The organism is Amphritea sp., from assembly GCF_048266285.1.
In the GTDB taxonomy this organism is placed as follows: Bacteria; Pseudomonadota; Gammaproteobacteria; order Pseudomonadales; family Balneatricaceae; genus Amphritea.
Window position 1 is genome coordinate 260,931 of sequence record NZ_JBLWZV010000002.1, and the last position, 12,320, is coordinate 273,250.

The following is a 12,320-nucleotide window of genomic DNA, read 5'->3' on the forward strand; positions in this document are numbered from 1 at the left end:
TAACTTGCCGTTTAAAACGAGTTAGGAGGGATTGTCTTGAATAAAGACATGAAAATTCTGGTAGTAGATGATTTCTCAACGATGCGACGGATTATAAAAAATCTGCTGCGGGATTTAGGGTTTACCAATATTGTCGAAGCGGATGATGGTTCAACCGCACTGCCTGTGCTTAAAGCCGGTGGGATTGATTTTTTGGTGACTGATTGGAATATGCCGAAAATGTCCGGCATTGATCTGTTAAAAACGGTTCGAGCCGACCCTTCGTTAAGTCATATACCGATCTTGATGGTCACGGCTGAAGCCAAACGAGAACAAATCATTATGGCCGCACAGGCGGGTGTTAACGGCTATATTATTAAGCCCTTCACCGCTGCGGTACTGAAAGAGAAAATTGACAAAATCTTTGAGCGCCTGCAGGGCTAGGAGGCGTTTATGTCTGATTTTGAAAAACATTACGACCAGCATCTTTTTGAAGTAGAGCTACAGACACGTGCTGAACGGCTTGTTGAACTGCTCAGTCAAGGGCAGTTACCGCAAGCGATGGATCAGGTACAGCAGCTCAATGAGATGCGTCATCAAGCACTCTACCATGAGGTGGGAACTCTCACCCGGGCCGTGCACAATGCGATTGTTGGCTTTACCGACGACGTTAGTTCTACCGAGTTATTGCAAGATTCGAAACAACGTATCGCTTCAATTTCAGACGCCAGTGAACGTCTCTCCTATGTGATAGAGTTGACTGAAGCTAATGCCCATAAAACCATTGATCAGGTGGACGAAGCATTGCAGCATGTTGCTACGATTGAGCAGGATTTCTTACAACGCCAAGAGCTGATTGAAGACCTTGCGGCGCTTAAGAGTGATCACCCACAACTCGAAGCACTCTATGAGAAAGCCTGTCGCTATGCCGGTGACCACAAAGTTGTTTTAGGCCAGCTAAAAGAACGGTTAACGGGTATTTTACTCGCACAGGAATACCAAGATATTACCGGTCAGTTAATTAAGCGGGTTATTCAGCTGGTGGCTGATATCGAAGAAAAACTAGTTGGATTAATGGCAGTGGCCTCCCGGGTGAATAGCCTCGGTGCGTTGCCGATTGCGGATTGTGCGACACCAGTAGTCGAACCATCGGTTGCTGAGAGTTCAGAGATTAAAGCCGAAGGGCCTCAGATGAAGGGGCGAAATCAAGGGGCGGTTGCATCCAATCAGGATGATGTTGATGACCTCCTGTCTAGCCTCGGTTTTTGAAGGGTAAAGCGAATGTCCTTGAATGTTGATCAGGAAATATTGGAAGACTTTTTAGTTGAAGCTGGAGAAATTCTAGAACAGCTATCTGAGCAGTTGGTCGATCTTGAGCAACATCCTGAAGATCGTGAATTACTTAACGCTATTTTTCGCGGCTTTCATACCGTAAAAGGCGGGGCTGGCTTTCTTCAACTCGATCCGATGGTTGATTGCTGCCACAGCGCTGAAAATCTCTTTGATCAGTTGCGTAACAATGCTTTAAAAGTCTCTTCAGCGTTAATGGATCTAGTGCTTCAAGCATTGGATAGTATTAACGCTATGTTTGAGACAGTAAAGCAGGGTAGCTATCCTGATCCGGTTGATCCTCAGCTGTTAGCCGGCTTAGATGCGATCGCTTCCGGCAAGTCCCTTGGAGCACCGATGCCGTCGTCAGCGCCAGTCGCACCGGCGAAAGCCGATGATGTCTCTGTTGCGGCAGAGTTTGATTCCCTCGTGGCGGGGTTGGCGACGGATGTTCCTGGTGCGAATAGTGCAGGGGCCTCTGATCTTATTACTGAAGATGAGTTCGACGACCTACTCGATCAATTGCACGGCGCTCATGGTGCACCGGGTATATCGGCCCCCGTCTCAGATCTTATTACCGAAGATGAATTTGATAACCTGCTAGATACTCTGCATGGCCCGGGTGGTGCACCCGGCGTTAAGCCTGTTGATACCCGTGCCGATGATGAGTTTGATCTGCTACTGGGTGCGACTGAGCCGGCTTCCCCTGTCATGCCAACCTCAGCGGTAAGTGATGATCTAATTGACGATGATGAATTCGAACATTTATTAGATGATCTGCAGTCTAAGGGTGAAGGCGCCTTTGCGGCGATAACGCCTAAACCGACTGGCGCTGCTCCGATGACCCCCGCGACCTCCTTTTCTCCCCCCAGTGTTGAGAGCGCGCCTGCCTCGGCAGCCGCAGCTAAAGCCCATCCCCACAAACCGGTCGCTGAAAGCAATGTTCGGGTGGATACCCGTCTGCTAGATCAGATTATGAATATGGTGGGTGAGTTGGTACTGGTTCGTAACCGCTTGGTTAGGTTGGGTGCTGAGGTCGACGACGGTGATATGTCAAAAGCATTAGCGTCATTAGACATGGTGACGGCTGATCTGCAGATGTCGGTGATGAAAACCCGGATGCAGCCAGTTAAAAAGGTTTTTGGTCGTTTTCCTCGCTTAGTTCGCGACCTATCTCGGCAGTTGCACAAAGAGGTCAACCTTGAACTGCGCGGCGAAGATACCGATCTGGATAAAAACCTAGTCGAAGCATTGGCAGATCCTCTGATTCACTTGGTCCGAAACGCAATCGATCATGGTATTGAAGAGCCTGCCGTTCGAGAATTTAATGATAAGCCTCGTGAAGGTCATGTGCTGTTATCGGCTGAACAAGAAGGCGACCACATTCTGCTGGTGATTGAGGATGATGGCGCGGGTATGGATCCCAATGTACTGCGTAATCTAGCTGTTAAACGCGGTATGCTTGATCATGAAGCAGCCGCTCGACTGAGTGATCATGAGTGTTACAATCTGATTTTTGCAGCGGGCTTCTCAACCAAAGAACAGATCTCGGATGTTTCGGGTCGCGGTGTTGGGATGGATGTGGTGAAAACCAAAATCTCCCAGCTCAACGGTAAGTTAGATGTCGATTCTACCCTTGGCATGGGGTCGCGTATTGAAATACAGGTGCCGTTGACTCTCGCTATTATGCCCACCTTGATGGTGCTGCTTGAAAGTCAGGCGTTTGCACTACCGCTGGTCAATGTAAATGAGATTTTCAATCTTGATCTAACACAAATTAATATGGTTGACGGGCAGCAGGTTATTATCGTTCGCGATAAAGCGATGCCACTGTTTCATTTGAAACGCTGGTTGATGAAAGGCTTCGAGAAAGACCCGTTGCCTGAAAATGGCCATGTGGTAATCACTAACGTTGGTACCATGCAGGTCGCATTTGTGGTTGATCAACTAGTGGGTCAAGAAGAGGTTGTAATTAAGCCCCTTGGCTCTGTTTTACACGGCACCCCAGGATTATCGGGCGCTACGATTACGGGTGATGGTCGGATTGCTTTGATTGTTGATATTCCTAGCCTCTTGAAGGCATACGCCAGTTGAGCATTATGTTCGCGCGGCAGACTTATACTGGATAACCGTATGGCAGTTCGAGTTTTAGTTGTTGATGATTCATTCTTCTTTCGCAACCGTATAAAGCAAATACTGTCTAGTAACCCTGGCATCGTCGTGGTGGATACGGCTAAAGACGGTGAAGAGGCGGTGGCTAAAGTGAAGTCGCTGCATCCGGATGTGGTCACTATGGATGTGGAGATGCCGAAGATGGATGGCATCACCGCGTTAAAACAGATTATGTCTGAAAACCCATGCCAAGTGATTATGTTATCGTCGCTGACACGTCGTAGTGCTTCGGTCACCCTTGAAGCGCTAGCCCAGGGGGCTGCTGACTATATGGAAAAAGACGCCCGGGCCTGGGTTGCAGGGCCGGGTTCCACCGAGTCTGGTCATATAGAAACCATACTGACCGAAAAAATTCTGGCGTTAGGTCGGCGCACGCCTCGGCCAGTATCGTCTGTTACGATTAGGGCGAATAGAACCTCGGTGAGTGCCGCTTCAAATGTTATCAGTACCCCGTGGAAGGAAAAAAGCGATAAGGAGGTCTCTGTTCCAGACTGTGACATTGTTACGATTGGTTCCTCTACCGGCGGCCCTGCAGCCTTACAATTTATTCTGACGCAAATACCGGCTGATTTTCCTGTGCCAATACTGCTGACTCAACATATGCCTAAAGCATTCACCTCTGTTTTCGCCAAGCGTCTCGATGATTTAAGTCTTATCAAGATTAAAGAGGCTGAAAATGGTGACAAGTTAAAGCCGGGGCATGCTTATCTTGCGCCGGGTGGTCAGCAAATGATTTTAGATCCGGCCAATCCCAACAAGTTGATTATTCGCGCAAGCGATGAGCGCATGACCTATAAACCGAGTGTTGATCTGACCTTCGCTTCGGTGGCCAAAGGCTATGGTCGGCGGGTGTTGGCGCTGGTCATGACCGGTATGGGGGCTGATGGTTGTGATGGTGCACGGGTGTTGAAAAAAGCTGGCGCCACGGTTTGGGCGCAAGATAAAGAAAGCTGTACTATTTTTGGTATGCCAAAAGCCGTTATTCAAGCGGATCTGGCTGATGCGGTGCTGAATCTGGAAACTATCCGGCAACTGTTTAATCATTGGGGACACAAATGAACCTAGTGAGTCTGAGTGGCATACTGCTGGCGGTTATTGCCATTTTTGGTGGCAACTATCTCGAAGGCGGTGGTTTTGATGAGCTGTTTGATCTTCCTGCCCTGTTGATTGTGATTGGGGGGACCTTTGCAGCGGTGTTAATTCAATCATCCCCTGCGGAGCTTTCTCGAGCAGCTAAGTTATCTGTGAGTGTGTTTGGTAAAACCGATTTGGATTACCGTGACGGGATTAATAATATTGTCAGCTGGTGTGTAACTGCGCGTCGTAAGGGATTACTGGCGTTAGAGGATGAGATTGCCGGCCAAAGTGATAGCTTCGTGCGTAATGGTTTGCAGCTGTTGGTGGATGGCCGCACCGCGGATGTGATTCGTTCGACCCTTGAAACCGAGCTAGTGAGTCGTGAAAATCGTGACTTGCAGGCGGCTAAGGTGCTCGAGAGTATGGGCGGGTATGCCCCGACGATGGGTATTATCGGTGCGGTGCTTGGGTTGATACATGTGATGTCTAACTTACAAGATCCGGCTAACTTAGGGTCGGGTATAGCAACCGCATTTGTCGCAACAATTTATGGTGTGGCGCTTGCAAACCTGCTGTTTCTGCCGCTGTTTAATAAGATTCGAGCGGTGATATTGAAGCGTTTTTACTATCAAGAGATGATGCTGGAAGGGTTGCTATCCATTGCCGAGGGCCAGAACCCTAAAATCATTCAGCTACGTCTGCAAGGATACCTGGAACAGGGGCCTTAACGTGTCCAGGCGTCGAGTCGAAGAGCAAGATCTACACTCCCAGCGTTGGATTATCTCCTATGCTGACCTGTTAACTTTATTGTTAGCGCTTTTTGTGGTGATGTACGCTATCTCGTCGGTAAATGAAGAGAAGTATCGCCAGGTCGCTGATTCATTTGCCGGCGTGTTTGCTAAGCAACCCTCTAATAATCCGGTCGATAGACAATCCACAGTTGATCCCGCTGGCGTTGGTCAAACCTTAGGGGAGGCCAGTCAGCAAAGCCCAATCGTGAAAATCGTGCCACCAAAGCCGGAAAATAGCGCTGCACTTCAAGCGATTGGTGAGCAGCTGCAGATGCAGTTTAAAAAACTGATTCGCACCGGGCATGCTGCGGTGCAGAGTAATAATCTTTGGGTCGCCTTAGAGTTGGGCGCCAATCTCGTTTACCCTGAAGGTGGCTCATTACCAGCGATCACATCCGATCCGGTGTTTGAGCGGGTGGCGAAAATACTTAAACAGTATGATAACCCTATCCACGTTGAAGGCTATACTGATAATCAGTTTATCTCTTCTGATCAATACCCTTCGAACTGGGAATTATCCGCGGCAAGGGCTGCCGGTGTGGTGCGAATCCTCGAAATGAATGGTATTCCGCCGCAGCGCATGGCTGCGGTAGGTTTTGGTGAATATCAACCATTGGGTGATAACGGCACGGAAAACGGTCGCAGAGTGAATCGTAGAATCGTGATTGTGATTACTCGAGATCGGAAAACCCAACGGGTTGTCTCTGCTTTTGGCAGTGAGCAGGTGAGTGAAGACGCGGTGAGCACTATTTTGACGGAAAGCGGTTTGCCTGAATCAGCCATCAAAACGGTTGAAGATGATCAGGGGCGGATTAGTTTTAGTCGTCAAGAAGCGACTCAACCGCTGGATACAGAAACATTAACGTCGCCGGAGCGTTTTTCTCCGCAGGCACAGGAGTCACCGCAGTAATGCAGGTATGGGCGGTAGCCAATCAGAAAGGTGGCGTGGGTAAAACCACGACTGCTGTTACATTAGCCGGGTTGTTGGCTGATGCCGGTCAACGGGTGTTATTGGTCGATCTTGATCCTCACGGCTCGATGACCAGTTATTTTAAGTATGATCCGGATGAATTAGAAAACAGTGTTTATGACCTGTTTCAGCCGGGTGAGATCGACATGAAACGGCTTGAGCCGTTGTTAATGCCTACCTCGAATGAAGGCATCGACCTCATTCCAGCGACGACAGCGCTAGCTACGCTGGAGCGAAAATCTGTTGGTCAAGAAGGCATGGGGTTACAGGTTGCTAAAGCGCTGCGGTTGGTAAAAGACCGCTATGACTATGTCGTGATCGATAGTCCACCGGTGTTAGGTGTGCTTATGATCAATGCGTTAGCCGCGTGTGGCCATCTGTTGGTGCCGGTTCAAACGGAGTTTTTGGCCTTGAAAGGGCTAGAGCGAATGCTGCGTACTATCGCTATGATCAATCGAGCGAGAAAACGACAGCTAACCTATACCCTTATCCCCACGTTTTATGACCGTACTGTTCCAACGTCTGTCAGCTGTTTGCGAGAGTTACATCAGCGCTTTGTGGATAATATGGCTGCTTCCGTGGTGCCGGTAGACAGTAAGTTTATTACTGCCAGTGCTAAAGGGGTGACACCGTCGGAGCTGGATCTGACTATGCCGGGTGTGCAGGCTTATATCCGTATATTACGCGGTTTGGCGGAACGGAGTAGAGGATGAGTGACGGTCAGTTAAATCGACAGCAGCAGCTAGTAAAAGAGTATCTCGATACCTTACTTAAGGATGAAGGTAATCCTTATAGCGTTGAAGGTGAGCTTGAGCTGGCGCAAACGCCGGAGGTAGGCGGTAATGAGACATCTTTGGTGTCGGCGGAGCTGCCAAAAGCTGGTCCCGAGATGGAAGATGTCGATCTCGATGAGATGGAAATAATACTGGATATGTCTGGCGAGCAGCCCAATACTGTTCAGCCAGAGCCAGAGCCAGAGCCAGAGCCAGAGTCAGAGCCAGAGCCAGAGCCAGAGCCAGAGCCAGAGCCAGAGCCAGAGCCAGAGCCAGAGCCAGAGCCAGAGCCAGAGCCAGAAATCGTGGTGGAACCGTTACAATGCCTACTGGTGAAAATGTATGGCATTAAGCTCGCATTGCCCGTTAAATATTTACAAGGTGCACATGATATTAAAGCCATGAAATTGGGGCTGAATCATGATGATGAGTGGATTTTGGGTAGTTATGATGAGTCGGGTACTTTGGTGCGGGTGGTTGATACCGCCATGTGGATTGTGCCGGAACGATATGAGCCTGATAAAGCTGATTATGCTGAATTAATAAAATTTAAAGACTCGGGATGGGCGATAACGATCGATTTGATGATTGGTTCTCAAACAATAGAAGCCGAGTCCATTACTTGGAATAACAACCCTAAATCGCGACCGTGGCTGTTGGGTACCTGTATGACACATCAGTGCGCGATTATGAATATTCCGGCGCTGTTAGATGAACTGGATGCAGCGTGGCATCAGTGATGAGGAGATAGAATGATCTGGTTTGCCCTGGCGGTTGTCGCCGTGATTGCATCGGTGTCGGTAGGATACACGATTAATGCTCGGCGGAAGCTGCAGCAACATCAGCGCCAGTATGAAGCATTAATTAATGTGCTGCGCAACGAAATACAAGCGTTGACGAGTAGTTCCATCGGTATGGGTCATCGTCTAATGGATGTTGAAAATCAACTTAATATTACCGCTGAAAAACAGCAGGAATTGGCTAATCGCGACCCCGGTGTGCTGGCCTATAATCAGGCCGCTCGGTTAATGGAGATGGGGGCTGATGTCGATGATCTGGTGAAGAACTGCGGTATCGGCCGGCCTGAGGCTGAATTGATGGCGCTGTTGCATAAAGAGATAACGGCACCGGATAAACAAAGCTAACAGCTTTACCTTAACGGTTTAGCCTCGCTGGCTGGTCGTTAGTTAAGGTGTTTCGTTTTTTAGTTTATAGGTAAAGGCGATGATCTCGGCAATGGCGCGATAGAGTGCTTCCGGAATCTCATCGCCGAGTTCTAAGCGCAATAGCACCTCAACCAGCTCCGGACTTTCGTGAATATGTACATCGTGTTCCTTGGCTAACCGGATGATCTGTTCGGCAATTACGCCTTGACCCTTTGCGGTGATCTTTGGTGCCCCTTGGTGATCATAATTAAGGGCAATCGCTTTTTGATACTCTTCAGTTTTTTTATTCATCGATGACTCGCTCAGGTTGTGACATCAATTAACTGTTCAACCTGGTTGATGGCCTTAGGCGCGGTGCCTTCACTGCAATGGGTGGAATGAATGCTGAACCCTTGAAGGTGCAACTGCTGATTAAAACTGGGTAGCTTCTCATTCAGTTCCTCCGCTATGGCGGATTGGCTACACCAAAAATGTGCGGTAATTTGATGTTCATCTTCCAGCACCAGCTCTGCATCGATGGTGCCTTTTTCCTGCATATCAAAATGTAACCGAACCCGCCAAAGCTGTTGCCATTCATCTTCAGACAGTTGGCGGCGATGCTCCGAGAGCTTAAGTTCGACATTATCCAGTTGATCACCGTTCTTAATCGGTAAATCCAATGAAAAATAACGTTCAAGCCCCCCGTCACTATTGATGCGGGTGTTGTGGATGCTATCCAGTTGATTGGCGGTGATGCGGTTTAGTAATCCTTTAACTAGGTCTTGTAACTGTTGTCGTGGCTGTTCGGGCAACTTGTCCGCCTGCTGTAACAGTTGACTCAGTTGATATTTCATATCATTGGTCGAGATTTGGCTGCGCGGGTCGGCGAGATTGCGCTCCGTGAATAGCCCGCCATTGAGTAAGTTCTGTTGTACCCCGGCTTGAGCTTGAGCAGCCGATTCGGTTTTGACACCAAAGAGCGATAGCAGTGAGCTGATCATGCCGTTAACGGGGCTTTTTTCACCACCGGCTTTATTATTCAGTTGTTGCAGTTTAAGCAGGCTGTCGGCAATGGGTTGTTGGGTTGGTAGCACATAACGTAGTGCGTCATTAATGGTATGGGCGAGATTCTGGTTTTGCGCCGGTGAGGTGATGGGCTGTATCTGCACCTGGTTATCAGCAGTGCGGGTCAGCATCACCTTACCATCGAAGGGCAGAGATTGATTAAGGTTTAGCGAAAACGGGCGGCCATTGATGGTGGCGACAATGTTACCCTCGCCAGCTCCGGTTCTAACGGCCACCGATACGGTTGCTAGAACCGGGCGGTTAATGGGCAATAGCCGGTTGAGTTCTGCCGCAGAGCGGGCAGGAATCGTCGCTGTGGAGGGTGAGTTCGTCGAAGCTTGCTGTCCCCGTTGATCTTGAGGGGACGTTTGTGGGCCGTTCTGACGCAATGGCACTGGCTGTTGGTTATTCGTCAGCGATTGAGTGTTAGTGCTGGCCGCGGTGTTTGCGGGGCTTGCGTTACTACTTAAGAGTAACTCCCCGGCAGCGGTGCGGGTGAGCGTTGCTGTGGTGCCGGGCGGTAGGGGTTGATCACTTTTTAACTGATATAGCTGACTACCGAGCTGCACCTGTAAGGTAAATTGATTCGGCCGTGATGCATCGGGGTTGCTTTGGCGCACGTTAATTTGGGTCGGACTGTTGAGCGGCAGCGTACGCACCAGTTCGGTGGCAGAGAGGGGTTTTCCCGCGCTGTTTTGCAGATTCTGTATGCTCAGTGGATTAAGCATTCGTTATTTTCCTGCTCAGGTTCCATACCTTCATAGTTCTTTTGACCGAGTTATGCACTACGGCTGTTTATTTTGTATATAATGCCTTGCTTTCGGCGGATATTGCTAATTATAAAGGCGGCATTGCCTGTTTTGCTTTTTTTGAGGTTGTTCTGTTGTCCACACCAAGACTGAAAATCGAGAATCTGTTCTGTGAGCGTGATGAGCGAGTGCTATTCGAAGCGCTTTGCTTTGATGTGCACGCCGGTGAAGTGATTCAGATAGAAGGCCAGAATGGCAGTGGTAAAACCACCTTGCTGCGGATTCTCAGTGGTTTGTCGCGTCATTTTGAAGGTGATATCTACTGGCAAGGTGAACATCTCGATAACTGCGCTTCTGATTACCGGGAGTCGTTACTCTATTTTGGTCATCAGCCCGGCGTTAAAGCGGTGTTGACGCCGCGAGAAAATCTTCAATGGTATGCGTCATTACACCCGGATATGGCGTTAGAAAAGCTTGATTATGCGCTAATGAAAGTGGGGTTGACCGGCTATGAGGATGTACCTTGTCATACGCTTTCTGCCGGTCAGAACCGCCGTGTTAGCTTGGCGCGGCTTTATTTGAGTGGGGCGCCTCTCTGGATTCTGGATGAGCCTTTTACGGCAATTGATAAACGTGGTGTGGCAGAACAAGAAGCCCTGATGGTGGCTCATGCCGAGCAGGGAGGGACGGTTATTTTGACGACCCACCACGAGTTGGCTATGGGTGATAAGATCCGTCGGCTTAATCTAGATCAATTAGCGGGAACTTTATGAGCGATACTATGCCTAATCGACCGGCGGAAGATGGGATGCTCAATGAATACCGGGTCGATGGTCCGTTTTGGGGTGCATTGAAACGTGAACTATTGCTTTCTTATCGACGTAAAAGTGATCTGGTTAATCCGCTGATTTTCTTTTTAATGGTGGCAACACTGTTCCCATTGGGCGTTAGCCCTGACCCAACCTTTTTGGCTGATGTGGCGCCGGGAGTGGTATGGGTAGCAGCGTTGTTAGCAACCTTGTTGTCGATGGATAGTTTGTTTCGCTCTGATTTTGAAGATGGCACCTTAGAGCAAATTTTATTGAGTCCGCAGCCACTCTATTTGGTGGTGCTGGCAAAAGTGTTGGCTCACTGGATGTTGACCGGTTTGCCGTTAACTATTTTGGCTCCATTGCTGGGGGTAATGTTATTTTTACCCGGTGATGGTATGTGGGGACTGGTGCTGAGCCTATTGCTTGGCACGCCTACCTTAAGTTTAGTGGGCGCGATTGGTGCCGCACTGACCGTTGGTTTGCGCAAGGGTGGGGTGTTAATCTCACTGTTGGTTCTGCCACTGTATATTCCGGTGCTGATTTTTGGCAGTGCGGCGGTACAGGGGGCAGTGACGGGATTACCCTTAGGCGGGTATCTGGCGATTCTTGGGGCCATGTTGTCTCTGGGGTTGGTGATGGCTCCGTTGGCAATCGGTGCAGCATTAAGAATTAGTGTGAGTGGGTAAATCCCCGAAAGGTTGAAATATGGCTGAAAAGAAGTGGATGCCACGTTGGTTTTATCAACTGGCTTCTCCCCGATGGTGTTATGACATTACCGGTAAATTACTACCGATATTTACGATAGCGGCTATCCTATCGCTCGTGGTTGGTGTTGCTTGGGCGTTAGCCTTTGCTCCTGCTGACTATCAGCAAGGCAATAGCTTTCGCATCATCTATATCCATGTACCGTCCTCTATTTTGGCGCAGTCCTGTTATATGTTGATGGCAGTAGCTGGCGCGATTGGCCTGATCTGGAAGATGAAAGTGGCCGATATGGTCGCTAAATGCTGTGCTCCGATCGGTGCCTCTATCGCTATTTTGTCATTGGCTACCGGTGCCATCTGGGGTAAACCGACCTGGGGCTCTTGGTGGGTCTGGGATGCACGTTTGACCTCGATGCTGATTCTGTTTTTCCTCTACCTAGGCATTATCGCTCTCAACTCAGCCATCGAAAGTGAACGGACTGCGGCGCAATCGACAGCCGTGTTAGCGCTGGTGGGGCTGGTGAATATTCCCATTATCAAATACTCCGTTGACTGGTGGAATACGCTGCACCAGCCAGCAACCTTTAAATTGACCGAACGCCCGGCGATGCCTGCAGAGATGTGGGTGCCATTGTTGGTTATGGTGATCGGTTTCTATTGTTTTTTTGCAGTCGCCATGATGTTGCGGCTGCGCAATGAAATTATTCAGCGTGAGCGTCGTAGTAGCTGGGTGCGCGCCCTGATCACTGGTTGA

General features: G+C 49.3%; 14 protein-coding genes. 12 read left to right on the forward strand and 2 right to left on the reverse strand.

The window, feature by feature from the left end; translation table 11 throughout:
- The first annotated feature begins 36 nt into the window (after positions 1–36).
- Genes cheY through ACN0T0_RS04755 form a run of 9 tightly spaced genes read left to right on the forward strand, consistent with a single transcriptional unit; the run spans position 37 to position 8,236 of the window.
- Entirely contained in the window at positions 37–423 is a 387-nt protein-coding gene (gene cheY, locus ACN0T0_RS04715; protein ID WP_417223806.1) for a chemotaxis response regulator CheY, read from the forward strand.
- 9 nt (positions 424–432) lie between these two features.
- Positions 433–1,248, forward strand: a complete 816-nt coding sequence (locus tag ACN0T0_RS04720) for a protein phosphatase CheZ (RefSeq protein ID WP_417223808.1) — start codon at positions 433–435, stop codon at positions 1,246–1,248.
- Positions 1,249–1,260: 12 nt separating this feature from the next.
- The gene (locus ACN0T0_RS04725) at positions 1,261–3,402 is read left to right on the forward strand and encodes a chemotaxis protein CheA (protein WP_417223810.1); all 2,142 of its coding nucleotides are present in this window, start codon (positions 1,261–1,263) and stop codon (positions 3,400–3,402) included.
- A 39-nt stretch (positions 3,403–3,441) separates the two neighbouring features.
- Complete coding sequence (locus ACN0T0_RS04730) at positions 3,442–4,539, forward strand: protein-glutamate methylesterase/protein-glutamine glutaminase (protein ID WP_417223812.1); 1,098 nt, start codon at positions 3,442–3,444, stop codon at positions 4,537–4,539.
- On the forward strand, positions 4,536–5,285 hold the full coding sequence (locus tag ACN0T0_RS04735) for a flagellar motor protein (protein ID WP_417223813.1): 750 nt from the start codon (positions 4,536–4,538) through the stop codon (positions 5,283–5,285). The genes ACN0T0_RS04730 and ACN0T0_RS04735 overlap by 4 nt, the downstream gene beginning before the upstream one ends.
- Before the next feature lies 1 nt (position 5,286).
- Complete coding sequence (locus ACN0T0_RS04740; RefSeq protein ID WP_417223814.1) at positions 5,287–6,258, forward strand: flagellar motor protein MotB; 972 nt, start codon at positions 5,287–5,289, stop codon at positions 6,256–6,258.
- Positions 6,258–7,031: a ParA family protein gene (locus ACN0T0_RS04745; RefSeq protein ID WP_417223815.1), complete on the forward strand. Its 774-nt coding sequence runs from the start codon at positions 6,258–6,260 to the stop codon at positions 7,029–7,031. The genes ACN0T0_RS04740 and ACN0T0_RS04745 overlap by 1 nt, the downstream gene beginning before the upstream one ends.
- The gene (locus ACN0T0_RS04750) at positions 7,028–7,831 is read left to right on the forward strand and encodes a chemotaxis protein CheW (protein WP_417223817.1); all 804 of its coding nucleotides are present in this window, start codon (positions 7,028–7,030) and stop codon (positions 7,829–7,831) included. The genes ACN0T0_RS04745 and ACN0T0_RS04750 overlap by 4 nt, the downstream gene beginning before the upstream one ends.
- A 12-nt stretch (positions 7,832–7,843) precedes the next feature.
- Complete coding sequence (locus ACN0T0_RS04755; RefSeq protein WP_417223818.1) at positions 7,844–8,236, forward strand: DUF2802 domain-containing protein; 393 nt, start codon at positions 7,844–7,846, stop codon at positions 8,234–8,236.
- A 42-nt stretch (positions 8,237–8,278) separates the two neighbouring features.
- Here the strand turns inward: ACN0T0_RS04755 and ACN0T0_RS04760 are convergent, their stop codons facing one another.
- Complete coding sequence (locus tag ACN0T0_RS04760) at positions 8,279–8,548, reverse strand: EscU/YscU/HrcU family type III secretion system export apparatus switch protein (RefSeq protein ID WP_417223819.1); 270 nt, start codon at positions 8,546–8,548, stop codon at positions 8,279–8,281.
- Positions 8,549–8,559: 11 nt separating this feature from the next.
- Positions 8,560–10,029, reverse strand: a complete 1,470-nt coding sequence (locus ACN0T0_RS04765) for a flagellar hook-length control protein FliK (RefSeq protein ID WP_417223820.1) — start codon at positions 10,027–10,029, stop codon at positions 8,560–8,562.
- Between the two features lie 155 nt (positions 10,030–10,184).
- On the opposite strand from ACN0T0_RS04765, the gene ccmA reads away from it, so the two are divergent.
- Genes ccmA through ACN0T0_RS04780 form a run of 3 tightly spaced genes read left to right on the forward strand, consistent with a single transcriptional unit; the run spans position 10,185 to position 12,320 of the window.
- Positions 10,185–10,823 (forward strand): cytochrome c biogenesis heme-transporting ATPase CcmA, encoded by a 639-nt coding sequence (gene ccmA / locus ACN0T0_RS04770; protein ID WP_417223821.1) that lies wholly within the window; start codon positions 10,185–10,187, stop codon positions 10,821–10,823.
- Positions 10,824–10,858: 35 nt separating this feature from the next.
- Positions 10,859–11,548: a heme exporter protein CcmB gene (ccmB, locus tag ACN0T0_RS04775; RefSeq protein ID WP_417224018.1), complete on the forward strand. Its 690-nt coding sequence runs from the start codon at positions 10,859–10,861 to the stop codon at positions 11,546–11,548.
- A gap of 19 nt (positions 11,549–11,567) precedes the next feature.
- Positions 11,568–12,320: a heme ABC transporter permease gene (locus ACN0T0_RS04780; RefSeq protein ID WP_417223822.1), complete on the forward strand. Its 753-nt coding sequence runs from the start codon at positions 11,568–11,570 to the stop codon at positions 12,318–12,320.